Annotated in this window: 20 protein-coding genes, 1 tRNA gene and 1 pseudogene; 7 read left to right on the top strand and 15 right to left on the bottom strand. The window is 59.6% G+C overall.

Annotation, left to right across the window (positions count from 1 at the left end; genetic code table 11):
• Positions 1 to 11: 11 nt before the first annotated feature.
• Together pfkB and ptsP are read right to left on the bottom strand one after the other, a co-directional pair.
• Positions 12 to 953 (bottom strand): 1-phosphofructokinase, encoded by a 942-nt coding sequence (gene pfkB / locus AB9L16_RS03560; RefSeq protein WP_256809566.1) that lies wholly within the window; start codon positions 951 to 953, stop codon positions 12 to 14.
• Positions 953 to 3,814, bottom strand: coding sequence for a phosphoenolpyruvate--protein phosphotransferase (gene ptsP, locus AB9L16_RS03555; protein ID WP_122610853.1), 2,862 nt, complete (start codon positions 3,812 to 3,814; stop codon positions 953 to 955). The genes pfkB and ptsP overlap by 1 nt, the downstream gene beginning before the upstream one ends.
• Before the next feature lie 305 nt (positions 3,815 to 4,119).
• Between ptsP and cra the strand changes: the two genes are divergently transcribed.
• Both cra and AB9L16_RS03545 read left to right on the top strand, forming a co-directional pair.
• Positions 4,120 to 5,115: a catabolite repressor/activator gene (gene cra, locus AB9L16_RS03550; RefSeq protein WP_016771742.1), complete on the top strand. Its 996-nt coding sequence runs from the start codon at positions 4,120 to 4,122 to the stop codon at positions 5,113 to 5,115.
• Between the two features lie 3 nt (positions 5,116 to 5,118).
• Complete coding sequence (locus tag AB9L16_RS03545; RefSeq protein WP_310220314.1) at positions 5,119 to 5,895, top strand: TatD family hydrolase; 777 nt, start codon at positions 5,119 to 5,121, stop codon at positions 5,893 to 5,895.
• Between the two features lie 272 nt (positions 5,896 to 6,167).
• On the opposite strand, the gene AB9L16_RS03540 is transcribed toward AB9L16_RS03545, so the two are convergent.
• Complete coding sequence (locus AB9L16_RS03540; protein WP_375123116.1) at positions 6,168 to 6,641, bottom strand: hypothetical protein; 474 nt, start codon at positions 6,639 to 6,641, stop codon at positions 6,168 to 6,170.
• A gap of 196 nt (positions 6,642 to 6,837) precedes the next feature.
• Here AB9L16_RS03540 and AB9L16_RS03535 point away from each other — a divergent pair.
• Together AB9L16_RS03535 and AB9L16_RS03530 are read left to right on the top strand one after the other, a co-directional pair.
• Positions 6,838 to 7,109, top strand: a pseudogene (locus tag AB9L16_RS03535) (TatD family hydrolase); the annotation flags it as partial.
• A 371-nt stretch (positions 7,110 to 7,480) separates the two neighbouring features.
• Positions 7,481 to 8,476: an IS110 family transposase gene (locus tag AB9L16_RS03530; protein WP_150638880.1), complete on the top strand. Its 996-nt coding sequence runs from the start codon at positions 7,481 to 7,483 to the stop codon at positions 8,474 to 8,476.
• A gap of 35 nt (positions 8,477 to 8,511) precedes the next feature.
• Here AB9L16_RS03530 and AB9L16_RS03525 read toward each other — a convergent pair whose 3' ends face one another.
• The 4 genes from AB9L16_RS03525 to AB9L16_RS03510 form a co-directional block, all read right to left on the bottom strand.
• Positions 8,512 to 9,201 (bottom strand): methyl-accepting chemotaxis protein, encoded by a 690-nt coding sequence (locus tag AB9L16_RS03525; RefSeq protein ID WP_370695133.1) that lies wholly within the window; start codon positions 9,199 to 9,201, stop codon positions 8,512 to 8,514.
• A gap of 1,606 nt (positions 9,202 to 10,807) precedes the next feature.
• Positions 10,808 to 11,647 carry a regulatory signaling modulator protein AmpE gene (ampE, locus tag AB9L16_RS03520; protein ID WP_252877433.1) on the bottom strand — a complete coding sequence of 280 codons (840 nt, stop codon included), beginning with the start codon at positions 11,645 to 11,647 and terminating at the stop codon, positions 10,808 to 10,810.
• The gene (ampD, locus tag AB9L16_RS03515; protein WP_375123115.1) at positions 11,644 to 12,204 is read right to left on the bottom strand and encodes a 1,6-anhydro-N-acetylmuramyl-L-alanine amidase AmpD; all 561 of its coding nucleotides are present in this window, start codon (positions 12,202 to 12,204) and stop codon (positions 11,644 to 11,646) included. The genes ampE and ampD overlap by 4 nt, the downstream gene beginning before the upstream one ends.
• A 64-nt stretch (positions 12,205 to 12,268) precedes the next feature.
• On the bottom strand, positions 12,269 to 14,446 hold the full coding sequence (locus tag AB9L16_RS03510; RefSeq protein ID WP_375123114.1) for a DUF1631 domain-containing protein: 2,178 nt from the start codon (positions 14,444 to 14,446) through the stop codon (positions 12,269 to 12,271).
• Positions 14,447 to 14,713: 267 nt separating this feature from the next.
• Here AB9L16_RS03510 and nadC point away from each other — a divergent pair, with 267 nt between their 5' ends.
• Complete coding sequence (nadC, locus tag AB9L16_RS03505) at positions 14,714 to 15,562, top strand: carboxylating nicotinate-nucleotide diphosphorylase (protein ID WP_065615757.1); 849 nt, start codon at positions 14,714 to 14,716, stop codon at positions 15,560 to 15,562.
• A gap of 80 nt (positions 15,563 to 15,642) precedes the next feature.
• Here the strand turns inward: nadC and AB9L16_RS03500 are convergent, their stop codons facing one another.
• The gene (locus tag AB9L16_RS03500; protein ID WP_024011573.1) at positions 15,643 to 15,942 is read right to left on the bottom strand and encodes a DUF6388 family protein; all 300 of its coding nucleotides are present in this window, start codon (positions 15,940 to 15,942) and stop codon (positions 15,643 to 15,645) included.
• A gap of 355 nt (positions 15,943 to 16,297) precedes the next feature.
• Between AB9L16_RS03500 and AB9L16_RS03495 the strand changes: the two genes are divergently transcribed.
• Together AB9L16_RS03495 and AB9L16_RS03490 are read left to right on the top strand one after the other, a co-directional pair.
• A complete protein-coding gene (locus tag AB9L16_RS03495) occupies positions 16,298 to 16,549 on the top strand; it encodes a type II toxin-antitoxin system HicA family toxin (RefSeq protein WP_375123113.1) in 252 nt (83 codons plus the stop codon).
• Positions 16,546 to 16,887 carry a type II toxin-antitoxin system HicB family antitoxin gene (locus tag AB9L16_RS03490; RefSeq protein WP_056782875.1) on the top strand — a complete coding sequence of 114 codons (342 nt, stop codon included), beginning with the start codon at positions 16,546 to 16,548 and terminating at the stop codon, positions 16,885 to 16,887. Before AB9L16_RS03495 ends, AB9L16_RS03490 begins: the two co-directional genes overlap by 4 nt.
• Positions 16,888 to 16,907: 20 nt before the next feature.
• On the opposite strand, the gene AB9L16_RS03485 is transcribed toward AB9L16_RS03490, so the two are convergent.
• From AB9L16_RS03485 to nusA, 7 genes are all read right to left on the bottom strand, one after another.
• Positions 16,908 to 16,980 (bottom strand) — tRNA-Thr (locus tag AB9L16_RS03485).
• 158 nt (positions 16,981 to 17,138) lie between these two features.
• Positions 17,139 to 19,244, bottom strand: a complete 2,106-nt coding sequence (pnp, locus tag AB9L16_RS03480) for a polyribonucleotide nucleotidyltransferase (RefSeq protein ID WP_024011572.1) — start codon at positions 19,242 to 19,244, stop codon at positions 17,139 to 17,141.
• Positions 19,245 to 19,448: 204 nt separating this feature from the next.
• Positions 19,449 to 19,718, bottom strand: coding sequence for a 30S ribosomal protein S15 (gene rpsO, locus AB9L16_RS03475; RefSeq protein ID WP_016771751.1), 270 nt, complete (start codon positions 19,716 to 19,718; stop codon positions 19,449 to 19,451).
• Between the two features lie 143 nt (positions 19,719 to 19,861).
• A complete protein-coding gene (truB, locus tag AB9L16_RS03470; RefSeq protein ID WP_024011571.1) occupies positions 19,862 to 20,779 on the bottom strand; it encodes a tRNA pseudouridine(55) synthase TruB in 918 nt (305 codons plus the stop codon).
• Positions 20,780 to 20,783: 4 nt separating this feature from the next.
• The gene (gene rbfA, locus AB9L16_RS03465) at positions 20,784 to 21,185 is read right to left on the bottom strand and encodes a 30S ribosome-binding factor RbfA (RefSeq protein WP_016771753.1); all 402 of its coding nucleotides are present in this window, start codon (positions 21,183 to 21,185) and stop codon (positions 20,784 to 20,786) included.
• A 159-nt stretch (positions 21,186 to 21,344) separates the two neighbouring features.
• Positions 21,345 to 23,870, bottom strand: coding sequence for a translation initiation factor IF-2 (gene infB / locus AB9L16_RS03460; protein WP_041477933.1), 2,526 nt, complete (start codon positions 23,868 to 23,870; stop codon positions 21,345 to 21,347).
• Between the two features lie 27 nt (positions 23,871 to 23,897).
• Positions 23,898 to 25,379: a transcription termination factor NusA gene (nusA, locus tag AB9L16_RS03455; protein WP_024011569.1), complete on the bottom strand. Its 1,482-nt coding sequence runs from the start codon at positions 25,377 to 25,379 to the stop codon at positions 23,898 to 23,900.

The following is a 25,379-nucleotide window of genomic DNA, read 5'->3' as shown; positions in this document are numbered from 1 at the left end:
CACAAACCCTCTTATTGTTCTGTCAGGGGACGCACGCGCACGCCCTGTTCGAGCTGCGCCAGTTGCGCAGCGTCGTTGATGCCAAAACCGATCTGGGTCACCGCCATTGCCGCAATCGCGGTGGCGGTGCGCAGGGTTTGCTCGGGGGTGTCGGCGCTAAGCAGACCGTGGAGCATGCCTGCCAGCAAGGAGTCGCCGGCACCAACCGTGCTGGCCACGCTGACCTTCGGCGGCGAGGCATGCAGGGCCGAGCCGACACTGAACCAGTTGACCCCGTCGGCGCCGTGGGAGATCACCACGTGCTCGATGCCTTGCGCATGCAAACGTGCGGCGGCTTGTGCTTCGGCGATCGGCGACACCACTTCGCAGCCGAGGGCGTGGGCCAATTCTTCGGTGTTCGGTTTGATCAGCCAGGGGCTGGCCTGCAACGCGGCGCGCAAAGCCTCACCGCTGGAATCAAGGGCGACTTTCAAGCCGAGCGCGTTCAGCCTTTCAATCAGCTCGCGCAACCATTGCGCAGTGACGCCACGCGGCAGACTGCCGGCGACCACCACCGCATCGTGCCCCGGTGCGATCTGCAGCAAGCGATCAAGCAAAGCTTGCTGCGCCATTGCATCGACCATTGGCCCCGGACCGTTGATGTCGGTGATGCGTCCGTCCTGTTCGGCGACCTTGATGTTGCTGCGCGTCTCGCCCGGCACGCGGATGAACGCGTCGACAAAACCACGCTTGGCGAACAGGGTTTCGAACGCTTGCAGATTGTCTTCGCCGAGAAAACCGCTGACGGTGACCTGATGGCCGAGATCCGCCAGCACCTGGGCGACGTTGACGCCTTTGCCCGCAGCGTGGGTGTGCATCTCCTCGCTGCGATTGACCTGACCGGCATCCAGCCGCGACAGCTCGACGGTGAGGTCGAGTGCCGGGTTGAGTGTCAGGGTGAGAATCTTGGCCATTACAGGGCCTCCACTAATGCGCGCACTTCATTCGCGCTGCCCACGGCCAGGGCCTGTTGAGCGAGGGTTTGCGCCTGGGGCAGGCTGAGTTCACGGATGCGCGCCTTGACTTCGGCAATGCTGCGCCCGGACACGCTGAGCTCGTCGACACCGAGGCCAACCAGCACCGGCACCGCCAGCGGATCCGCCGCCAGCTCGCCGCAGACACCCACCCATTTGCCATGGGCATGGGCGGCACGCACGGTGATGTCGATCAGTTGCAGGACCGCCGGGTGCAAGCCGTCCGCTTGTGCAGACAGCGTCGGATGACCACGGTCGATGGCCAGGGTGTATTGGGTCAGGTCGTTGGTGCCGACGCTGAAGAAATCCACTTCCTTGGCCAGCACTGGCGCAAGCAACGCGGCGGACGGCACCTCGATCATGATCCCCAGTTGCAGGTCGGCGACTGGAATTTCCAAACGCAAGCGTTCGGTCATGTCGCGGGCCTGGCGCCACTCTTCGACGCTGCCGACCATCGGGAACATGATCCGCAGCGGACGGTTGTCGGCCGAACGCAGCAAGGCGCGCAGTTGCGCTTCCATGATCTGCGGACGCTGCAGGGTCAGGCGAATGCCGCGCACGCCGAGGAACGGGTTTTCTTCCTTGGCGATCGGCCAATACGGCAGCGGTTTGTCGCCGCCGACGTCGAGCGTGCGCACCACCAGCGGCCGTCCGGCCAGACCATCGAGGACGCGACGGTATTCGGCTTCCTGGGTCGCCTCATCCGGCGCCTGCGGGTGGGCCATGAAAATCAGTTCGGTGCGCAGCAGGCCAATGCCTTCGGCGCCCTGCTCCACCGCGCTGGTCACCCCAGCGCTTTCGCCGATGTTGGCGAACACTTCGACGGCGTGGCCGTCGGTGGTGTGTGCCGGTTGATGGCGTTGTTCGGCGGCGATCTTCAGGCGTTGCTCGCGGGTGTCGCGCTCTTCAGCGGCACGTTTGAGGGTCGCGGCATCGGCGTCGACATGCAGACGGCCACGCTGACCGTCGAGCAATAGCGGCGTGCCCGGCTCGAGCAACAGCACCGCTGCACCCGCGCCGACCAGTGCTGGAATACCGAGCGCGCGGGCGACGATGGCGCTGTGCGCGGTAGCACCGCCGCGCGCGGTGAGAATCCCCGCAACCCGCGCAGGATCCAGACGCGCGACATCGGACGGGCCGACTTCGTCCATCACCAGAATGTACGGTTGCTCAGGTTCGTTCGCGGTCTGCACGCCACATAGCTGCGCCAGCACGCGACGGCCGATGTCGCGCAGATCGGCGGCACGCTCGGCGAGCAAAGCGTCCTGCAGCGATTCCTGCTGTTTGGCGGCGGCTTCGATCACCGCCATCCAGGCCGCTTCGGCGCTTTCGCCTTGCTTGAGGCGGGTGTCGACTTCGTCGGTCAGATCCGGGTCGTCGAGCATTTCCTGGTGAGTGATGAAAATCTCGCGGATGGCTTTGGCTTTGCTGCGCTCGATCAGGCCCTGAATGTCGCGGCGCACGTCGCTCAGGGCTTGCTTGAGGCGCTCGCGCTCGATGGCCGCCGACTCGCCGCGCAACGGGTAATCGATGGCTTGCAGCACCTGAATGTGCGCAGGGCCGATGGCGATGCCCGGTGCGGCAGGAATCGCCTGCAACAGGCTGCCGGAGGCCGGCGCGATCAGCACTTCGGCGATGTCGGCGATCACTTCGCGCTGCTGACTCACGGCCGGCAGCGGCTCGACTTCCTCACCGAGGCCTTCTTCAATCGCCGCGAGCAGGGCCGGCAAGGCATCGGCGGCGATGCTCGGTTCGGCAATCAGCTCCAGCACCTGACCGCGGCGTGCGCCGAGGCTCAGCAGTTTGCTCAGGCTCTTCACCGATACGGCGCTGTCCTGGCTGTCGACGATGCGCACGCGAATTTCGCCGTCAAAACTCTTCGCCAGTTGCGCAAGAATCTTCGCTGGTCGTGCGTGCAGACCATGGGCGTTGGCCAGGGCAATACGCGCACTCGGCCAATCGGCCGGCAGCTCACCGCCGAGCACTTCGAGGACTTTGCGGCTGCTGGTGGCGCGGCCCAGTTCGTGGCCACGACCTTCGATCAGCAACGCGCACAAACGCTCGAGCAGCGCCTGATGCGCTTCGCCCAGACTCGCCAGGCAGAAGAGACCGCTAAGCGGCTGGCCGAGGTAGCGCATCGGTTTGTCCGGGGTGACGAACGCCAGTCCCGGACGCTTCACGGTCTGCTCGCTGTGCAGCCACCACAGGCCGTCGCCCAGTGGCAGCGCTTCAACCTGCTGCAACACGCCGGCAAAGCCGTTGCTCACACAATCGGCCTGACGCAGCAGACGTGCGCCGCGCCAGACCAGTTCTTCGAAATCATCGGCCGACACGCCGAGGCCGATCATCTGCGCATCAAGCGCCAGTTCCTGCGGCGCGCCTTGCAGCAGTTTCAACAGCGCTTCGGGCGAGCTGGCGCGACGCAGGGCCTGGCCCAGATCGGTCTCGCCGAGGGCGCGGGTCAGCAGTTGCAGCAGGCGCAGGTGTTCGTCGGATTTCGCCGCGATGCCGATCGCCAGATAAACGATCTGACCATCGCCCCAATCGACGCCGTCGGGAAACTGCATCAGGCGCACGCCGGTGGCGAATACCTGATCGCGGGTTTCCGGCGTACCGTGGGGAATGGCGATGCCTTGACCGAGAAAGGTCGAGCCCTGGGCTTCCCGGGCCTGCAGGCCGGCGAGGTAGCCGTCGGCTACCAGACCATCGGCAACCAGATGACTGGCCAGCAATTGCAGGGCAGCGGGTTTATCCACGGCCGACTGGCCCATGGATATCTGCTCTATAGTGAGCTCGAGCATGCGATCTCCTTTTTGGCGCAGTTCAACGCCAGGTATTGTTTTGAATGGTTCACAGCTTAGGCGCTCTGCCGCGCTTTTCAGCGGCAGTTTTGGCGGTTTCACGGCAGGACCGGCCAAAGGCGTCTAAAACGTAGAAAATACGCTTGCTGAAACGTTTAATCTAGATTGATCGGCACGTTACTCGATAATGTCTCATCCTTGAAGTCCAACTGGTCGGATCTGCCCAGGCAATAAGTCGACTGCCCTTATCGGGTAGGATTGGCGAAAATGTCGCGGCATGCTCGAAAAAACAAGGAAATACCGGGTTGAAACTCAGTGATATTGCGCGGTTGGCCGGCGTCTCCGTCACCACCGCCAGCTACGTCATCAACGGCAAGGCCGAACAGCAACGCATCAGCAACGCGACCGTCGAGCGCGTGCGCGCGGTGGTCGATCTGCACGGCTTCACGCCCAATCCGCAAGCGGCCGGCCTGCGCAGTCGGCACACGCGCACCCTGGGCTTTATCCTGCCGGATCTGGAAAACCCCAGTTACGCGCGGATCGCCAAGTTGCTCGAACAAGGCGCGCGGGCTCGCGGCTATCAATTGCTGATTGCCAGTTCCGACGATGCGCCGGACAGCGAGCGCCAGTTGCTGCAACTGTTCCGCGCGCGCCGCTGCGATGCGCTGATCGTCGCCAGTTGCCTGCCGGCCGGTGATGACAGCTATCGCCAGTTGCAGGCCAAGGGTCTGCCGATCATCGCCATCGACCGGGTCATGGAGCCGGAGCATTTCTGCTCGGTGATCAGCGACGACCGCGAGGCCAGCCTGCATCTGACCCAGAGCCTGCTCGATCCGCAGCCAAAGCAGATCGTGCTGCTAGGCGCACGCCCGGAGCTGAGCATCAGCCAGGAGCGTGCTGCCGGTTTCCGCGCAGCGCTCAAAGACTTCAAAGGTGAGGTGCTGGTCGAGCACGCCGAGTCGTTCAGCCGTGAGTGCGGCAAGCAATTGATGGAAGAACTCCTGCAGCGTCTGGGGCATTTGCCTGACGCGCTGGTGACCACTTCCTACGTGCTGCTGCAGGGCGTGTTCGATGCGCTGCATGATTTCCCGCTGAAATCGCGGCCGCTGCGCCTGGGCACGTTCGGTGACACGCAGTTGCTGGATTTCCTGCCACTGCCGGTCAACGCCATGTCCCAGCAACACCAGTTGATCGCCGACAAGGCCCTGGAACTGGCCCTGGCCGCCGTCGAGCAGGACGACTACCAACCGGGCGTGCAAGCCATTGCGCGAACTTTCAAGCAGCGTATTCATCGGGACTGAAGCGTGGAGCTGATCGACAGCCACACCCACCTCGACTTCCCCGACTTCGACGCCGATCGCGCAGAGTTGCTGGCAGAAAGCCGCGCCCTCGGCGTGCGGCGCATCGTCGTGCTGGGCGTGCATCAGGGCAACTGGCAACGGGTGTGGGACCTGGTGCAGAGCGATGCCGACCTGTATGCGGCGTTCGGTTTGCACCCGGTGTTCCTCGATCAGCATCGCTCCGAGGATTTGCTCGCACTGGGTGACTGGCTGACACGCCTGCGCGGGCATCGGCAGTTGTGTGCGGTGGGCGAGATAGGCCTGGATTACTTCATCGAAAACCTCGATCGCGAACGGCAACAGTCGTTGTTCGAAGCGCAGCTGCAACTGGCGGCGGACTTCGAGCTGCCGGCGCTGATCCACGTACGCCGCAGCCACGCGGCGGTGATCGCCACGCTCAAGCGCTTCAAGCTCAAACGCGCCGGCATCATCCACGCCTTCGCCGGCAGCCGCGAAGAAGCGCGGGAATACCTCAAGCTTGGTTTCAAACTGGGCCTCGGCGGCGCACCGACCTGGCCGCAGGCGTTGCGCATGCATCGGGTCCTGCCGGAACTGCCGCTGCAATCGGTGGTGCTGGAAACCGACTCACCGGACATGGCCCCCGCCATGTTCCCCGGCCAGCGCAACAGCCCGGCGCATCTGCCGGCGATTTGTGCGGCGTTGGCCGAGTTGATGAATATCACGCCTGAACAACTGGCCAACGCCAGCACCGCCAACTGTTGCGAAGTCTTCGGCTGGTAACACCGCAATCCCCTGTGGGAGCGAGCCTGCTCGCGAAAGCGGTGTGTCAGTTACAGCTATTTTTCAGACAGACCGCTATTACGAACAGGCTCTCCCCTACATTCTAGATTGTGCTAAATGATGTAATCACTTAGTGCTTTCAGCACACTACTGCGAATCTTCGATATTCCAATAAGTTCAAGGAATTTGACCAAGACCACAAAGCGGAGGGCACAGAACAGCACATACCACGGCCAAAGTTTGATTTAACCTGTCTACTTCTAAACAGCAAGTCACTTTCCGGGAAAAGTATAGTAGACGGAATTCTCCCCGCTCTCATCAAAGAAAGGAAGATCAAAATCAAACCTGACATACACTCGAGCTTTTTTATTTGCCCCTACATACCCTCCGACAGCCCACTCGTTCCACTTATCGTCCTGTCGCATACTGTCTGGAGAATCAATACCCCACCATTGAACATCATCAAAACTGAAATGTATGTTGGCCTTATGCCTTCCAAAATAATCTGGATCATTAATTGTGTACTCTGTGGAATAACAGTAAAAAATACTTCCATCGCTACTCCACCAATATCTGTATCTTATTTGTCCCCGGTAAGCTCCCCTGACCGCATGAAGCTCCCCATCATATAAAGTCGCGTTCTTGCTAAGCCTTTCAAAATTCTCTTTGGTGATAGTATTTTTTTTAGAAACGTTCTCTACACCAGGCGCAGGTCTGCCACCGGAAAATCTGTTGCTTGCTTTCATGATCGCTCCTTAAAACATAGTAAAGACAAGATGAAAATAGGTCGGGTCGTTCAGGCCAATTTAGTAAATCCGATTGACCCAACTCGTCCTACTGTAAAACCTGACAGTCCCGACGAGCGGCTTCACTCAGCCGTGCCGAAATCAAGAATCTACGAAGATGCTTGCGCTGAACGCGAAAACGGAAAACTGCGATGGGTTTCTAGATAGCGAGCGAGGAGGCAGGGTAATACATCAAGCGGGACTCAAACTGGGTCTCGGCTGTGCAACGACCTGCCGGAACTGCCGCTGCAATCCGTGGTGCTGGAAACCGACTCACCGGACATGGCCCCCGCCATGTTCCCCGGCCAGCGCAACAGCCCGGCGCATCTGCCGGCGATTTGCGCGGCGCTGGCCGAGCTGATGAATATCACGCCTGAACAACTGGCCAACGCCAGCACCGCCAACTGCTGCGAAGTCTTCGGCTGGTAGCACGTACCCGGGTAGGAGCTGACGAGTGCAACGAGGCTGCGATCTTTTGATCTTCAAAGGCAAAGTCAAAAGATCGCAGCCTCGTTGCACTCGTCAGCTCCTTGTATGTTCCCCACACACCAGCATGAATGAGATCTAAGCTCGCTGGTGCGACATACGAAGATGTGTTTCTGGGGGAGACCGATCGCTCCTTAAGGCAGGACTTGCTCCTGACCTTGTATGTAGAGAGGTCCCCCCGCCTCATTGCCCACCACGAAGAGTATCGAGAAGCCGACGAGTCGGACTTCGCATTACAAGGTTGCAGTGGCATGAAGTTCGAGGTCAGGGGAACCAGGAAGCATTTTTAACTCAGTTCTCTTGGAGTTGAAAGCATGAACATGCACGTCGGTTTGGATGTGGGATCTCGCACTACAGCGATGGGCTGGCGCAATGGCGGCCGTTTTGCAGGTCAGTGCAATATCGACCAGACACCGGCGGGGCGCAAAGCTGCTGTCGGCAAGTTACTTGAGCTCAAGCCTATATCTGTGGTGATGGAAGCCACCGGAATCTACTACCTGGACTTGGCCATGGAGCTCGCTGCGGCGGGTTTGCCAGTCTCGGTTATCAATCCGAAGAGTTTTCACAACTTTGCAAAGCTGATGCTGAAAAACAGCAAAACGGACGCAATCGATGCCCAGTTATTAGCTGAGTACGGCGAACGCATGAGCCCAAGGTTGTGGACGCCGCCCACTTCAATACAGCTTGAGCTACGCGCTATCGGTCGCCACATCAATCGTTTGACGGGTCATCGCACCCGCGCCAAAAACGAGCTGCATGCACTAAAAGCCACTCAAACAACTCTTCTGATGCTGATTGAAGACGAAGAAGAAGCCATCAACGCCTTTGACAAACGAATCGAGCGTTTCCGACTAGCGGGTCGTGCATTGATCGACAACTGCCCAACGTTGAGCGCCCAGTTCGCCCACATGATCGCCGCCCCTGGCATGGGTGAGATCTCAGTATTTGCGGCGCTGGCTGAACTGACGACCTTACCGGTAACGCTCAAGTCAGCGCAGGTCAGCCGCCATGCCGGACTCGATGTCCGACTCACGCAATCAGGCACCAGCATTGATAAACCCGGCCGGATAAGTAAGGGCGGCAATGCCTATTTGCGATCAGCGATGTACATGCCTGCGCTGACCGCCATACGTTGCGACCCGAACGTTAAAGCGTTTTACGAAGCCTTGGTGGCTCGAGGAAAGAGGAAGATGCAGGCTATCGTCGCAGTCATGCGCAAATACCTGACCGGACTATGGGCCTGCATGCGGGCAGGCGAAGACTTCAGTACAGCCAAGCTTTTTAGCGATAAACACACCCAAAAAGCTTGACCGTGAACAGAGTATCTACAAGGATTGTTTGGGGCTCAGACGCGAAACGCGCTGATCAGTTGTTTGAGCTCAACCACCTGCGCCGACAGCGCGCGGCTGGCATCTTCGGTCTGGTGCGCGCCTTGCGCCGTGCGTTCGCCGGCACGGTTGATCTCGACGATATTCTGGTCGATGTCGTGGGCCACGGCGGTCTGCTGTTCGACGGCGGCGGCGATCTGCTGGTTCTGATCGACGATCATGCCCACCGCGCCAAGGATGTTTTCCAGCGCCTGCTGGACCTTCTCCGACTGGCCCACCGTGCCGTTGGCCATCTGATGGCTGACGCCCATGGCCTTCACCGCCGCGCCGACGCCACCGTGCAGCTTGGCGATCATCTGCTCGATCTCCTCGGTCGATTGCTGGGTACGCTTGGCCAACGTGCGCACTTCATCAGCGACCACGGCAAAACCGCGCCCCTGCTCGCCGGCTCGCGCGGCTTCGATCGCCGCATTGAGCGCCAGCAGGTTGGTCTGTTCGGCGATGCTCTTGATCACCTCAAGCACACGGCTGATCGACTGGCTGTCGCTGGCCAGTTGATTGATCACCAGCACCGACTGATCGATTTCGCTGGCCAGCGCGGCAATGCTGCCCTGCTGCGATTCCACCAGCCCGCGTCCGCTGAGGGTTTCGTCGTTGACGCTGTGGGCGCTGCTCACCGCAGCGGCGGCACTGCGAGCGACTTCCATTGAGGTCGCCGACATCTGGTTCATCGCCGTCGCCACTTGTTCAATCTGCGAGCGCTGCCCGGCCACGGCCTGATTGCTCTGCGCCGACACGCTCTCCACCTGCCCGGCCTGGCGCTCGACCTCACCCACGGTGTGGCCCACGCGTTCGATCAAGTCGTGAATCTTCTTCACCGTACCGTTGAACACCTCGCCCAACTCGCCCAGTTCATCACGGCTGCTGGCCTTGAAGTTGACGGTCATGTCACCGGCCGCGACCTTGTCCATCATCGCGCCCAGGCTTTTCAGGGTGGTCCGGGTCGAGGCGTAGAAACCGCCATAAAGATAGAAAATCAGCACAAACACCACCGACAGCGCAGAGGCTTGCAGAATCATGTGCGTGCGGTTCTGCGCCAGACGCTGCTGCAACTGGCTGTCGAGAAATTTCAGCGTGGCCTGATTGAGCTGGTAGGTGTGTTCCATCAGCCCGGTGACCTGATCGTAGAATGCCTGCCACGGCGCATCGAGGGTGTCGGCCATCACCACTTGTTCTTCGAACAGCTCGCTGGCCTGCTTCAGCGAGGCCTTGCTGTTCTCAGCCTGCGCGCTAAGGGATTCGCGTGCGGCGCTGCTGGAGCCGAGGGCGTCTTGCAGTTTCAGGGCGTACTCGGCCTGGAGTTTTTCGATCTGCACCAGCAACTCGTCGAAACGCGTGCTCGAGGAACTGTTGAGAAAGCCCTGGCCCAACGAATACGAACCCATCGCCCGGCCTTCGCCGAGGGTTTGCGTGACGCTGGGGGTGATCAGCGTAACCAGTTCGCTGAGCTGACGAATGTCGCTCTGGTTGTCGCGGCTCAACCCGGCCTGACTGGTGATGATCTGGCTGAAAATCTGCGCACTGGCCAGCAACTTGCCGATCAACGCGCTTTTGCTTTGCAGCGAGCTCTCTGCTTGCTGGGCCTTGAACGCGGCGATCATTTCATCGCGCTTGGCCTCGAATTGCTTGATCTGCTCGGGGTCTTCGGTCATCGCCGTCAGCCCTTCGAGCCGCGCGAGCAAAGCCTGCTCCAGCGTCTGGATCTGCGCTTCGACATTGCCGGCCTTGCCGGACTGGCCGAGGGTAACGTCGATCTGCACCAGATTGTTCAGGGTCTCCAGATCCCGGCGCAGGTTCAGGCTGCTGCCCAGCAGGTCGAGGCTCTGCAATTCGACGCGTGTGCCCTGAAATTCGCGATAGGAATCGCGTACCAGATAGAAATTGGTCACCAGCATCGGCACCAGGAACAGCACGCTGATCAGGCTGAACTTCATGCCGAAGCTCAGACGGTTCATCAGCGAGACGGCGGGATAGAGCAAGCTCTTCACTGGAAGTCTCCCTTGGTTTTTCTTGTTTTTATTGGCAGGCGCGGGACGAGAGCAGATAGCCACTATCGGGCGCTATCTCTGTATAGCGTAAATCGGCGGGAGGTTTTGTAACTTAAGGTTAATGGCAATGCAGTGATCGCCAAATCAAAAGCAAAAAGATCGTCCGATCGCGGCCCGAGCCTTCGGCAGCTCCTACAGGGAAATGCGTTCCAAGGTAGGAGCTGCCGAAGGCTGCGATCTTTTGATCTTTCTGTAAATCAGCGAATCAGTGAACCAGAACCGTCCACAAGGCAAACCCGGCATACCACAGCACTGCCGCACGCAGCAGCAGTTCCCACAGACAATCGAGGGTGTTGATGCCGTCCGGGCCGACCACTGGCGGTGGAACTTCCCCGGCTGCCAGGCCGACCTTGTTGATCAACTGCGCAGCGCTGATGTTCCAGTTGAGCAGCTCATGCAGCATCACTCGGCTGACCGCGACGAAGTTGCCGACCAACGCAAGACTTGCCGCCAGCAAACGCACCGGCACCCAATCGAAAGCGTGACGCAATTGCGCAGCACGCTCGACCAGCGCCGGATTGCAGCCGTGCTCTTCGGCCAGCGCCAGCAAACGATAGGCCAATGCCGCCACGGGGCCGAGAAGGAAGTACCAGAAGATCACCGCGAAGAAACTCTGATAGGCCTGCCACAGCAGATGCCCTTGCACCCGCTCGAGCAACTGCTCGCCGTTGTCGGCGCAGATATCCAGATCGCGCTTGGCGACGTGCGCCGCCGCTTGCAGATCCTCACGGCGCCAGGCATCGCGGAACGGGCCGAGGCCGCCGAGCAGATCGCCGCGTCCGAGGCTGTAGATCACCACCAGCAAATGCACCGGCAGCGCCAGCAAACCGTACGCCACAGGTTCCAGCACCAGCAGCAACAGCGCCAGCAACGCCACCGGGCACAGCACCAGAATCGTCAGCACCAGCCACGGTTGCCTGGCCAGCCGTTTGCTGTTTTCGAGTTTGTGCAGTTCGCGGATCCATCCGCCGTCGCGTTGAAGCCGATGGCGCAGGGCCGAAAACTTCTCGATCCACACCGCCAGCAGTAACACCAGAAAACTCATTGTCCTTCCTCTTTTGCCAGGGCGGCGCGGTAGCGTGCCCAGTCGAATGCCGGTCCCGGATCGGTCTTGCGCCCCGGCGCGATATCGCTGTGGCCGCAGATGCGCTGATCGGTGATCGCCGGAAAGCGTTTCTGCAACTGCCGGGTCAGCGCAGTCAACGCGCGATATTGCTCGTCGGTGAACGGCAGATCATCGGTGCCTTCCAGCTCGATGCCCACGGAAAAATCGTTGCAGGTTTCACGACCCTCGAACACAGAAACGCCTGCGTGCCACGCCCGTTCCAGACAGGAGACAAACTGGGTGACGTTGCCGTCACGTTCGATCAGAAAATGCGCCGAGACGCGCAGGTCAGCGATGCCTGCAAAGTACGGGTGTTCGGTGACATCCAGACGATTCTGGAAAAATTCCTGCACCTTGCCCGTGGCGAATTGCGCCGGCGGCAGGCTGATGTTGTGGATGACCAACAGGGACACTTCGCCCGCCGGGCGCTCATTGAAGTTGGGCGACGGGCAGATCTGCACGCCATGACACCACCCGCTCGCGGGATCCAACTGCATACCGATTCCTTCAACGCCGACCATGTGGGCGCCCAGTATGCCGCGATCCACCCTCACCGCGCGATCACTTGCCGCGATTGAGTCGCCGCAGGTCGCCCAGCACCGATTCCAGTGCGCGGTCGAACAGCAAGGTGTCATCCAGTGCGCGCGCGACGCCACGGCTGAATGCCAGGGCCAGATCGGTGCTGCTGTGCTCCAGCACTTTCATGCCAGTGCGGTCGACGAAGACATATTTGCCGGTCTCTTTGATGATCGCGGCGAGTTTGCAACGCAAGGTCTGTTCCTCGTCTGCGTCGAAGACCACCCAGTTGCCCACACGCAACTGCTCGACCTGAGACAGACCGGCAGCGTCTTGCGCCAGGCGCGGCGCCGGGGTCGCTGCCGTCTGGCCGGCACTGTGCTGCAAGAGCTCGGGGGTAATTTCGATCAACGGCATGGCGCTGTGATCGGCATCGTCGGAACGCTCCAGCACGCGCACGTGCAGAGCCTCCAGCTCACTGAAAAATTCACTGGTGGCAAAGGGGTCGAATGCGGTGCTGCTCAGGCCATCGCGCAGCGACTTGAGCAAACCCGGCACCAGTGCCAGCAGGCGCAGGCTGGATTCGCCGTCGTCATGGCGCTGCACGCTCCAGACCAACTGTTCCATGGTCTGCACGTCGGCGTGCCATTCGGCGGACTGATCACCGTGCTTGAGGCAGGTCAGCAACAACACTTTGCTCCAGGCCTGCTGGACGAAACTGACCACCGTCGCCGGCAGCACCTGGCCCAGCAGAGCCTGCTGCAACGCCTGTGCAACGCGATGCTGAGCCAGTTCGGCTTTTGCCCGGCCTTCCTCGGCATCACGCAAGCGTTGTTCCAGCAGTTCAGTGCGACGACGTTCTTCCTGAGTGAAGGCGAGGAAGTCGGCGAGCAGTTCGGAGAAGATCGCCGGGTCGTCGACAAACTCGCTGAGCAAGCGCTGTACCACTTGCTCGATGCGCACATAGAGGTTGTCGCGCTCAGCGCCGTCGCAATCGCTCCAGCCCATTGCGGCCTCGGCGATTTCGTTGAGCAGGCGCCGCGCCGGGTGCGTGCTGCGGCTGAAGAAACTCTTGTCCAGCACCGCAACCTTGAGCATCGGAATCTGCAATCGGCCGATCAGCGCCTTGAGCGCATCGGGCACATTGCGATCGTCGAGGATGCAGTCGAAAACCATGGCGATCAGGTTGATCACATCTTCGTCGGCAGTCGCGACAACGCGGGACCTGCCGCTTCTGACGCTGACCCGGGTCAGCAACTGTTCGAGCTGATGACGCAGATCGAAATCTTCCTGAGCCTCCAGCGCCGGTACGTATTGCTGCAAGTGCGACAACAACCGCAGCAGGTCGCGGGTGTTGATCGGATGCGCCGGTGCGCCGGGCTCCAGGGTCGGTGTGACGCGGCCGCGGACCTGGGCGAGCAATTGCTGCATCGCGGCGAACACTTCCTCGATGCCTTCGTCCGCTGGCGGCTCGTCGAGATCTTCAATCAATGTGTCGCTGTCCGCAGGCTCGACCATGCGACGAGCCACGGCGGGCTTCAGATGTGGCAACACGCCGGTCGCGAGCAACAGCTGATTGGCCTCGCCATACAGCTGCTCGGTGTCAGCCAGCACATAGCGTTCGAACAGCTTGAGCAGGATCAGCTTGACCTTGATCTCGACGCCGAGGTTACGCCCGGCCTGCAGGAAATATTCGCAGAGCATCGCCGGACTCAGCGGGTTGTGCTGATCGTCCAGACGCTTGCCGAGCATCGAGCTGAAGCGGGCGGTCAGTTGGTCGAGAGCGAAGCCGTCGCGCTTGAGCACGCGGCTGACCATCGTCTGCACGGCCACGGTACGCTCCATGGCATCGGTGCGCGGCGCCGACTCTTCGACCACCGGCGTGCGTGGCAGGGTGTTGGCGGCGGGGTCGTATTGGGTAAGGCCGGCGAAGGCTTCAAAGAACAGTTCAAGAAAGCCGCGCTCGATATTCTTGCGCTTGAGGCGCAGGTCGCGCATGGCTTCGAAAAAGATGTTCTGATCGACGTCGTTGCGCGCCCGGTCGGCCATTTCGAACAGCGTGTCGTCGGCGTTATCGAACAGCTCCTGCAAATCGTGGCGCAGCTGCTGCGCAGCCTTGTCGCGGACCTGCAGCAAAATCACCGGCAAGCGGGCAAGCGGCGAGTGGTCCGCCAGATCGGCAGTCGCCCGGTGCAAAGGCACCACTTTCCCGTCGTTGCGCATCCAAGCCTCCTGGAACGGTGATTCGGTTCGTCGCTTTCGACACTGCCCCAGGGGAGTCGTTCGTCAAAGCCATGACGTCAAATACAAGGCGGATTATCTGGCAAAAGAGGCCGGCGATGCTATAGGCCTCAGGGTTTCCCCTATACGCCATACACCTCGCACTCAGCGCAGGAAAATCGACCAGATGCGCCAGGCACGCACGTTCTCGCCTTGGGTTGGCTCGCGCCCTGCCCCTATAATCGAACCACTTTGTTTGTGGAGTCCGTTATGCCGAATCTACGTCTCGCCGATCTGACCGCCGAAATCGAAAACAACGTGCGCCGTGCGTTGCTCGAAGACGTCGGCAGCGGCGACATCACCGCGCAACTGATCCCGGCCGAACGCCTGGCCAAAGCCACCATCATCACCCGTGACGACGCCGTCATCTGCGGCACCGCTTGGGTCGATGCGGTATTTCGCCAGCTCGATCCGCGCGTGGCGGTGCATTGGCAAGTGGTCGACGGCCAGCGGGTCAAAGCCAATCAGCCGCTGTTTCATCTGGAAGGCCCGGCGCGCTCACTGCTGACCGGCGAACGCAGCGCATTGAACTTTCTGCAGTTGCTGTCTGGCGTGGCGACGCGCGCGCAGTACCTGGCAGACTTCGTCGGCGAGACGCAGGTCAAGTTGCTCGACACCCGCAAAACCCTGCCCGGCCTGCGTCTGGCACAGAAATATGCGGTGACCTGCGGCGGCTGCCACAACCACCGAATCGGTCTGTACGACGCCTTCCTGATCAAGGAAAACCACATCGCCGCCAGCGGAGGCATCGCCGAAGCCGTGGCCGCCGCACACAAGATCGCCCCGGGCAAACCGGTGGAGATTGAAGTGGAAAGTCTTGAGGAGTTGCAGCAAGCGCTGGAAGCGGGCGCCGACATCATCATGCTCGACGAACTGAGCCTGGACGACATGCGCGAAGCCGTACGCCTGACCGCCGGCAAAGCGAAGCTGGAAGCCAGCGGCGGCATCAACGAAAGCACGCTGCTGCCGATCGCCGAAACGGGCGTGGATTACATTTCGATTGGTGCGATGACCAAGGATGTCAAAGCGGTGGACCTGTCGATGCGACTGAGCCTCTAGACGCAACGGCAAGCTACAAGCTACAAGCCAAGCGACTCTGCTTTGACTTGCAGCTTGTAGCTAGAAGCTCGCAGCTGCTCTTATACGACGAGATTGTTCATCTCGCAGTACTCTTCCCACTCGACACCCAAGACTTCCGCCGCTTCCTTGTGCAGCACGAGGCGCTGCGCCTCGAACTCCTCCGGCGTGCTCGTGTACTTGAGGGTCAGCTCCCACGGCTGCAAGCCCTGCGCTTCGGCTTCGTCTTCGAAGGCCCACTGGATCTGGTCTTTCTGATCATCGGGACTCAGGTCCTTGATCTCTTCCTTCAGGTCCGGCACATCCAGAAGGTATTTTTCCAGCGCTTGTTCGTGGCGTTGCTCTTGGGTCAATTCAGTCATGGGGTTCTCGCTGATCTTAGGAATGGAGGATGGATCTGGATCATCAAGGATCTCTCTGACGCAGGAAGTCATTGGAAGCTCGGTTTTTCCTGGCCTTCAGGACCATTCGTGGATCATCTGAAAACAACGGTGCTTGCTTGTCTGGGACAAAGGAATCCTAACAGAGACGCAAGCCAGTGCAACCGGGGGAGTGAAATGAAGAGTGGTACTCGCTTGGTTACAGTTTCCTGTTTCCATGCGCGAAATCCACTGCGTATAAATCCTCACCCATCGCTTTTGAGGTTACGACGAACGAAACCTTCACATTGACCGCCCAAAAACAGGCAACTATATTCAGTTGCAATCATAGGCCAGCATGTCAAAGACTGAAAAACTTCTCGCCAAGCTAATCAACGGGCACAGCGCATTCACATGGTCCGAGCTTGTCACTCTGTTGGCGCGTCTTGGTTACTCTCAGCTGGAAGGATCCGGTAGCAGGATCAAATTCGACAACGGGAATCCGAGCGCAATGATCAACCTGCACAAGCCACATCCCGGAAATGAAATCAAAACATACGCAAGACGCCAGATTATCGAGCAACTGAAAACAGGAGGCCTGATTCCATGAGTTCCCAGCTGCACTACAAAGGCTATGTTGGCTCTATCGAGGCGAGCACGGAAGATAAGTGCCTGTTCGGAAAACTCCTTTTCATCAGGGCGCTGGTTAATTATGAAGGACAAACGGTGGCTGAACTGGAAGCAGCCTTTCGCGAGGCGGTAGATGACTATTTACAAACCTGTCAGCAGCTCGGGCAGAAGCCTGAAATCCCATGCAAAGGATCGTTCAATGTTCGCATAGGTCACGATCTGCATTTAGCAGCGGCTCTGGCGGCAACCCGTCAAAATGTGTCGTTGAATGATCTGACACGTCAAGCACTGAACGAATACCTCCAACACCACGCATAAAACCGAAGGCGAAAATTTTTTGCCCGAGACAGGAATCGAACCTGCGACCTTCGCGTTACGAGTGCGCTGCTCTACCGGCTGAGCTACACGGGCGGTGGGCTAAACCTAGCACCGGTCTCGAGCTGCGGCAAATTTGTGGGTTGTCTGATGGTTTTCTTTTGAGAACTACAATTTCTTTATTTCAGATAAAAAAACGCCCCCGCCGTTTGCACGGCGGGGGCATCTTCATTGCGCTAAAGCGTTGGGGGTGATTAAACGCCCGAAGCCTTGGCAGCTGCCACGTCTTTGATGGACAGCTTGATACGGCCGCGGTTGTCCACGTCCAGTACCAGCACTTCCACTTCCTGGCCTTCTTTCAGGATGTCGGTGACTTTCTCTACGCGAGCGTCGCTCAGCATCGAGATGTGCACCAGACCGTCCTTGCCCGGCAGGATGTTGACGAATGCGCCGAAGTCGACGATGCGCTCAACCTTGCCGACGTAGATCTTGCCGATCTCGGCTTCTGCCGTGATGCTCAGAACGCGCTGACGAGCAGCTTCTGCAGCATCCTTGGTTTCGCCGAAGATCTTGATCGAACCGTCGTCTTCGATGTCGATCGAAGCCTTGGTTTCTTCGCAGATCGCACGGATGGTCGCGCCACCTTTACCGATAACGTCACGGATCTTGTCGGTGTCGATCTTCATCGCGATCATGGTCGGAGCGTTGGCCGACAGCTCGGTACGCGACTGGCCAATGATCTGGTTCATCTGGCCGAGGATGTTCAGGCGCGCTTCAAGGGCTTGGCCCAGAGCGATTTCCATGATCTCTTCGGTGATGCCCTTGATCTTGATGTCCATCTGCAGCGCAGTAACACCTTTGGCGGTACCGGCTACCTTGAAGTCCATGTCGCCCAGGTGATCTTCGTCGCCGAGGATGTCGGTCAGGACGGCGAACTTCTCGCCTTCTTTAACCAGACCCATGGCGATACCGGCCACCGGTGCTTTCATCGGTACACCAGCGTCCATCAGTGCCAGGGAAGCACCGCACACGGAAGCCATCGAGCTCGAACCGTTGGATTCGGTGATTTCCGATACCACGCGGATGGTGTACGGGAACACGTCAGCGGCTGGCAGCATGGCCGAAACCGAACGACGGGCCAGACGGCCGTGACCGATTTCGCGACGACCGGCGCCACCCATGCGACCACACTCGCCCACCGAGAACGGCGGGAAGTTGTAGTGCAGCATGAACGGGTCTTTCTTTTCGCCTTCCAGGGTGTCCAGCAGTTGTGCGTCACGGGCGGTGCCCAGTGTTGCAACAACCAGTGCCTGGGTCTCGCCACGGGTGAACAGAGCCGAACCGTGAGTCTTTGGCAGAACGCCGACTTCGATGTTCAGCGGACGTACAGTCTTGGTGTCGCGACCGTCGATACGTGGCTTGCCGTTAACGATGTTTTCGCGAACGGTGCGGTATTCGATTTCGCCGAAGGCTGCTTTGACTTCAGCAGCGCTTGGCTGGCCTTCTTCACCGGACAGCTTGGCAACCACTTGGTCCTTCAGCTCACCCAGGCGAGCGTAACGGTCGGCCTTGATGGTGATGGTGTAAGCCTGGGAGATCGCTTCGCCGAACTCGGCACGGATAGCGCCCAGCAGTTCGGTGGCTTCTGGCGCAGGAGCCCAGTTCCAGGTTGGCTTGGCGGCTTCGGCAGCCAGTTCTTTAACAGCGTTGATCACAACCTGGAATTCGTCGTGAGCGAACAGTACCGCGCCCAGCATCTGGTCTTCGGTCAGCTCTTTGGCTTCCGATTCAACCATCAGCACGGCGTCGGAAGTACCGGCAACGACCATGTCCAGGCTCGAAGCGGCCTGCTGTTCGTAGGTCGGGTTCAGCAGGTAGCCGGTGCTCTCGTGGAAAGCCACGCGAGCGGCGCCGATCGGGCCGTCGAATGGAATGCCGGAGATGGCCAGGGCAGCCGAGGTACCGATCATCGCAGCGATGTCCGGATCGGTCTTCTTGCTGGTGGAAACGACGGTGCAGACAACCTGCACTTCGTTCATGAAGCCTTCTGGGAACAGCGGACGGATCGGACGGTCGATCAGTCGGGAAGTCAGGGTTTCTTTCTCGGAAGGACGGCCTTCACGCTTGAAGAAACCGCCAGGGATCTTACCGGCAGCGTAAGTCTTTTCCTGGTAGTGCACGGACAGAGGGAAGAAACCCTTGCCCGGATCGGCTTGCTTTGCACCGACAACAGTCACCAACACGCTGACGTCGTCGTCAACGGTGACCAATACTGCGCCGGAGGCCTGACGGGCAATACGGCCTGTCTCGAGGGTAACGGTCGATTGACCGAACTGGAATTTTTTGATTACCGGGTTCACGGTGTCCTACCTTCTTTGTGGCTCTTGGGGGAAACGGTTTCTTGCGAATTCTTGGGCAATTTCGGGAATCGGCCCGATGGCAATTGTCCGGGTGCTACAGGTAAAGCCATGCTGCAGATAAAACTTGAGGCTGGGAGCCTGCAAGGCGCCAGCGGAAAACCGCTGACGCCCGACAGACCACCAACCTCATAGCGCAATCGCTGATTAGCGACGCAGACCCAGGCGAGCGATCAGCGCGGCGTACCGGCTTACGTCCTTGCCTTTCAGGTAGTCCAGCAGCTTGCGACGCTGGTTAACCATGCGGATCAGACCACGACGGGAGTGGTGATCTTTACCGTTGGCCTTGAAGTGACCTTGCAGTTTGTTGATGTTGGCAGTCAGCAGTGCAACCTGCACTTCTGGCGAACCAGTGTCACCAACAGCTTGCTGGTAGTCAGCAACGATTTGAGCTTTTTCTTGAACGTCGAGAGCCATGAGGCAATCCTTCCTTATCAGGAAACTGTTTCAGGGAAACAGCTTCAACAGGCCAGGGACAAATCCCTGTATCTATAAATGAGTAGTGACCATGCCTGTTAACAGCCACACTCGCCGGCCCGCTTAACGCAGACCGGTTCCGGTCATTCTGACCGAATCAAGCGACGCGGCGCGATACGCCCGTCTTCGCTCACTTCACCGATACCGATGAAGCGACCATTGTGATCCTGTACTCGTACCATGCCGAACTTCGGCGCATCCGGGGCACGTACCGGCTGGCCGTTGAGCCAGTAGAACGCGCTCGCTTCAGAGAAGTGCAGCAACGGCCAATCCTGCAGGCCGCTGTCCGATGGCATCAGGAAGCGGTCGACCGCTTCATTGCCGCCTTCGGCATGTACCGCTTCCAGCTCTTCGAGGGTAACAGTCTGCGCCAGGGTGAAAGGCCCGGCCTGGGTCCGACGCAATTCTGCGACGTACGCACCACAACCGAGTTGCTCACCGATATCCTCCACCAGGGTCCGAATATAGGTGCCCTTGCTGCAGTCCACCGCAAGCCGCGCAGTATCGCCTTCGAAGGCCAGCAATTCCAAGCGCGCAATAGTAACAGAACGCGGTTCGCGCTCCACTACTTCGCCTGCACGTGCCAGTTTGTACAGCGGCTGGCCATCACGCTTGAGTGCCGAGTACATCGGCGGTATCTGACTGATTTGCCCACGAAATTTCGGCAGAACCGCTTCGACATCGGCGCGACCAACGGTCACCGGACGCTCCTGCAAAACCTCACCTTCGGCATCGGCCGTGGTGGTGGTCTTGCCCAGTTGTGCCAGGGTCTCATAGCCCTTGTCGGAATCGAGCAGGTATTGCGAAAACTTGGTCGCCTCGCCGAAGCACAGCGGCAACACGCCGGTGGCCAACGGGTCGAGGCTGCCGGTGTGCCCGGCCTTCTCGGCATTGAGCAGCCAGCGCACCTTCTGCAAGGCAGCGTTGGAGGTGAACCCCAATGGCTTGTCGAGCAGGATGATGCCGCTGACGTTACGACGGATACGTTTGACCTGAGCCACCGAATTACTCCTTGGTGTCTTCAGGTGCTGGAGCGGCAACGTGCTGATTGTCTTCAGCCACGGCGCGCTCGATCAATGCCGACAGGTGCGCGCCACGCACGACGGATTCGTCGTAGTGGAAGTGCAATTGCGGCACGCTGCGCAGCTTCATTTCGCGGGCCAATTGCATGCGCAGGAAGCCTGCGGCGGCGTTGAGCACCTTGATGCTTTGCGCGATGTCTTCAGCATTGTCCTGACCCATCACGGTGATGAAAATCTTCGCGTGACCGACGTCACGGGACACTTCCACAGCGGTGATGGTGACCAGGCCGACGCGCGGGTCTTTGACTTCGCGACGGATCAGTTGCGCCAGCTCGCGCTGCATCTGATCGCCGATACGTTGGGTACGGCTGTATTCTTTTGCCATGATTTGTTACCTGTTACTGCCCAGCGGTGAAACCCGCAAGGTCTGAAAGCGGCAAACGCCCGGCCTGACAAAAGCCAGACCGGGCGTTGCGTTTAGAGTCCGGACGCTGTGCCGTGCATTTGCATGCTACGACCCATCGTGGCCCTTGAAGTGCGCGAGTCAGAGGCTGCGAGCAACCTGAACCTTCTCGAAGACTTCGATCTTGTCGCCGACTTTGACGTCGTTGTAGCTCTTCACGCCGATACCGCATTCCATGCCGGCACGTACTTCGGAAGCGTCATCCTTGAAGCGGCGCAGGGATTCCAGCTCGCCTTCGAAGATAACGATGTCTTCACGCAGTACACGGATCGGACGGTTACGGTGCACGACACCTTCGATCACCATGCAACCGGCGATCGCGCCAAACTTCGGCGAACGGAACACGTCACGCACTTCGGCCACACCCAGGATGTTCTCGCGAACATCGCTGCCGAGCATGCCGGTCAGGGCTTTCTTGACGTCTTCGATGATGTCGTAGATCACGTTGTAGTAACGCATATCCAGACCTTCCTGCTCGACGATCTTGCGAGCGCCGGCATCGGCACGCACGTTGAAGCCGAACAGTACAGCGTTGGAAGCCAGTGCCAGGTTGGCGTCGGATTCGGTGATACCACCGACACCGCCACCCACGACGCGCACTTGTACTTCGTCGTTGCCCAGGCCATTCAAGGCACCGTTCAACGCTTCCAGCGAACCACGGACGTCGGATTTGAGGACGATGTTGAGCGTCTTCTTCTCGGCCTGACCCATGTTTTCGAAGATGTTTTCCAGCTTGCCGGCGTGAGCGCGAGCCAGTTTGACTTCGCGGAACTTGCCTTGACGGAACAGAGCCACTTCACGGGCTTTCTTCTCGTCGGCAACCACGCTCATCTCGTCGCCAGCGTCCGGGGTACCGTCCAGGCCGAGGATCTCGACAGGGATGGATGGACCGGCTTCCTTGATCGGCTTGCCGTTCTCGTCGAGCATGGCACGTACACGGCCGTAGTTCGAACCGACCAGGACCATGTCGCCTTGACGCAGCGTACCGTCCTGAACCAGCACGGTTGCCACCGGGCCACGACCCTTGTCGAGACGCGATTCAACCACCACACCACGGCCAGGAGCCGACGGTGTAGCTTTCAGTTCGAGAACTTCGGCCTGCAGCAGAACGGCTTCAAGCAGCTCGTCCACGCCAGTACCCATCTTCGCCGAAACCGGAACGAATGGTGTGTCGCCACCCCAGTCTTCGGAAGTCACGCCGTGAACCGACAGTTCGCTGCGGATGCGATCGAGATCAGCGCCCGGCTTGTCGATCTTGTTCACTGCAACCACCAGCGGCACGCCCGCTGCCTGCGCATGCTGAACCGCTTCGATGGTTTGCGGCATCACGCCGTCGTCCGCTGCAACCACGAGGATCACGATGTCGGTCGCCTTGGCACCACGGGCACGCATTGCGGTAAACGCAGCGTGACCCGGGGTGTCGAGGAAAGTGACCATGCCGCGATCAGTCTCAACGTGGTATGCACCGATGTGCTGGGTGATACCGCCGGCTTCGCCAGCAGCTACCTTGGCACGACGGATGTAGTCGAGCAGGGAAGTCTTACCGTGGTCAACGTGACCCATTACGGTCACGACTGGTGCACGGGAGAACGACTCACCTTCAAACTTCAGGGACTCGGCCAGGGAATCTTCCAGAGCGGTGTCGCTGACCAGGGTCACTTTGTGGCCCAGTTCTTCGGCTACCAGTTGAGCAGTTTCCTGATCAAGCACCTGGTTGATGGTCGCTGGAGTACCCAGTTTGAACATGAACTTGATGATTTCAGCCGCTTTGACCGACATCTGATTGGCCAGATCGCCAACCGTGATGGTCTCGCCGATCTGCACATCACGCACGACAGGGCCGGTCGGGCTCTGGAAACCGTGGGCGTTGCGCTTCTTCAGCTTGGCCTTGCCGCGACCACCACGACGGAAGCCATCGCTTTCTTCGTCGGTAGTGCGTGGCGCCACACGTGGTGCCGGCGCTTTTTCTTTGACCGATGCGCGATGCGGAGCGTTTTTGCGCTCGCCATCACCGCCACCGCTGCGACGATTGTTATCGTCGGCACGTGGCTTGTCCGGACGGCGCTGTTCGTTCTGCTTGTTGCGAACGTCAGCCGATGGAGCAGGAGCAGCAGCCACCGGTGCGCTTTCGCGAACAGGTTCGGCAGCAGCCGGTGCCGCAACGGCGTCGCTGGCAGCGGTTTGCGCAGCAGCAGGCTGGCGACGCGCTTCTTCTTCGGCGCGCTGCTTGGCTTCTTCTTCAGCCTTCTGACGGGCAGCATTTTCTACTGCGCGACGCTCATCCAGTTCACGCTTGCGCTCGGCTTCGATTTCTTCCGGGCTGCGCTGTACGAAAACTTTCTTCTTGCGAACTTCAACGCTGATGCTCTTGCTACCAGCCACACGCAGGGTGCTGGTGGTTTTACGCTGCAGCGTGATCTTGCGTGGTTCTTCCACTTTCGCCTTGTGACTGCTCTTCAAGTGAGTCAGCAGGGATTGCTTCTCACTGTCAGTCACATTTTCGTCGGCGGCGGTGTGCGGCAGACCTGCCTCACGCATCTGCTGCAACAGGCGCTCTACCGGTGTTTTGACCTCATCGGCCAGTTGTTTCACCGTGACTTGCGTCATGCACTTCTCTCCTCAGGCCGCGCCTAATTACTCGAACCAGTGGGCTCGGGCGGCCATGATCAACTTGCCGGCACGATCATCGTCAATGCCGTCGATGTCGAGCAGGTCGTCAATAGACTGCTCGGCCAGGTCTTCGCGGGTAATTACGCCGCGCACCGCCAGTTCCATCGCCAAATCCTTGTCCATACCCTCAAGCGAGAGCAGGTCTTCGGCCGGATGGGCGTCTGCCAGCTTTTCCTCAGTAGCGATGGCTTTGGTCAACAAGCGATCCTTGGCGCGAGCACGAAGCTCGTTGACGATGTCCTCGTCAAAGCCGTCGATGTTGAGCATTTCCTCCACCGGTACGTAGGCAATCTCTTCCAGGCTGGTGAAGCCTTCATCTACCAGCACCTGAGCCAGTTCTTCGTCGACTTCCAGCTCGTCGATGAAGTTGCGCAGGATGTCGCCGGTTTCTGCTTGCTGCTTAGCCTGGATGTCCGATTCGGTCATCACGTTCAGGGTCCAGCCAGTCAACTGGCTCGCCAGACGCACGTTCTGACCACCGCGACCGATGGCCTGAGCCAGATTGTCTGCGCCAACGGCGATGTCCATGGCATGGGCATCTTCGTCAACGATAATTGCCGCAACCTCGGCCGGGGACATGGCGTTGATAACGAACTGGGCCGGGTTGTCGTCCCACAGCACGATATCAACACGCTCACCGCCCAACTCACCCGATACCGCCTGGACGCGCGAACCGCGCATACCGATGCAGGCACCTTGCGGGTCGATGCGCTTGTCCTTGGAGCGGACAGCGATCTTGGCACGCGAACCCGGATCACGGGAGGCGGCCATGACCTCGATGAGGCCTTCGGCGATTTCCGGCACTTCGATACGGAACAGCTCGATCAGCATTTCCGGCGCGGTACGCGACAGGATCAGCTGCGGGCCGCGGTTCTCGGTGCGGATTTCCTTGAGCAGCGCACGCAGACGCACGCCGACACGGAAGGTTTCGCGAGAAATGATGTCTTCACGGGCCAGCAATGCTTCAGCATTGTTGCCCAGATCGACGATCACGTTGTCGCGGGTAACTTTTTTCACGGTGCCGGAGATGATTTCTCCCAGGCGCTCGCGATAGGCGTCGACCACTTGAGCGCGCTCGGCTTCGCGAACTTTCTGCACGATGACCTGCTTGGCAGTCTGTGCAGCGATGCGGCCGAACTCGATGGATTCGATTTTCTCTTCGACGACGTCACCGACCTTGGCACCAGGATGCGTTTCGGCAACCTTGCTTGGCCAGGTCTCGATGGCCGGATCGTCGAGATCATTCTCTTCGACGACCGTCCAGCGACGGAAGGTTTCGTAAGAACCGGTGTGGCGGTTGATTTCCACACGCAGGTCCACTTCGTCTTCAAAACGCTTTTTGGTAGCAGTGGCCAGAGCCAGCTCCAGCGCTTCAAAAATTACGCTTGCCGGTACACCCTTTTCATTGGATACCGACTCAACAACCAGCAGTACTTCTTTGCTCAT

The organism is Pseudomonas sp. LW8, from assembly GCF_041956865.1.
Classification (GTDB): Bacteria; Pseudomonadota; Gammaproteobacteria; order Pseudomonadales; family Pseudomonadaceae; genus Aquipseudomonas; species Aquipseudomonas siliginis.
Note: the sequence above shows the minus strand (reverse complement) of the source record. Positions and strands in the feature narration are given on the sequence as shown.

Excerpts from the sequence above, each read along its gene's own strand:
- rbfA (WP_016771753.1), bottom strand. The coding sequence starts at position 21,185 with ATGGCAAAAGAATACAGCCGTACCCAACGTATCGGCGATCAGATGCAG.
- ampE (WP_252877433.1), bottom strand. The coding sequence starts at position 11,647 with ATGAGTTTTCTGGTGTTACTGCTGGCGGTGTGGATCGAGAAGTTTTCG.
- AB9L16_RS03510 (WP_375123114.1), bottom strand. The coding sequence starts at position 14,446 with ATGCGCAACGACGGGAAAGTGGTGCCTTTGCACCGGGCGACTGCCGAT.
- AB9L16_RS03530 (WP_150638880.1), top strand. The coding sequence starts at position 7,481 with ATGAACATGCACGTCGGTTTGGATGTGGGATCTCGCACTACAGCGATG.
- AB9L16_RS03540 (WP_375123116.1), bottom strand. The coding sequence starts at position 6,641 with ATGAAAGCAAGCAACAGATTTTCCGGTGGCAGACCTGCGCCTGGTGTA.
- nusA (WP_024011569.1), bottom strand. The coding sequence starts at position 25,379 with ATGAGCAAAGAAGTACTGCTGGTTGTTGAGTCGGTATCCAATGAAAAG.
- AB9L16_RS03495 (WP_375123113.1), top strand. The coding sequence starts at position 16,298 with ATGTCAAAGACTGAAAAACTTCTCGCCAAGCTAATCAACGGGCACAGC.
- infB (WP_041477933.1), bottom strand. The coding sequence starts at position 23,870 with ATGACGCAAGTCACGGTGAAACAACTGGCCGATGAGGTCAAAACACCG.
- ampD (WP_375123115.1), bottom strand. The coding sequence starts at position 12,204 with ATGCAGTTGGATCCCGCGAGCGGGTGGTGTCATGGCGTGCAGATCTGC.
- AB9L16_RS03500 (WP_024011573.1), bottom strand. The coding sequence starts at position 15,942 with ATGACTGAATTGACCCAAGAGCAACGCCACGAACAAGCGCTGGAAAAA.
- AB9L16_RS03525 (WP_370695133.1), bottom strand. The coding sequence starts at position 9,201 with ATGGAAGTCGCTCGCAGTGCCGCCGCTGCGGTGAGCAGCGCCCACAGC.
- AB9L16_RS03490 (WP_056782875.1), top strand. The coding sequence starts at position 16,546 with ATGAGTTCCCAGCTGCACTACAAAGGCTATGTTGGCTCTATCGAGGCG.
- nadC (WP_065615757.1), top strand. The coding sequence starts at position 14,714 with ATGCCGAATCTACGTCTCGCCGATCTGACCGCCGAAATCGAAAACAAC.
- ptsP (WP_122610853.1), bottom strand. The coding sequence starts at position 3,814 with ATGCTCGAGCTCACTATAGAGCAGATATCCATGGGCCAGTCGGCCGTG.
- rpsO (WP_016771751.1), bottom strand. The coding sequence starts at position 19,718 with ATGGCTCTCGACGTTCAAGAAAAAGCTCAAATCGTTGCTGACTACCAG.
- pfkB (WP_256809566.1), bottom strand. The coding sequence starts at position 953 with ATGGCCAAGATTCTCACCCTGACACTCAACCCGGCACTCGACCTCACC.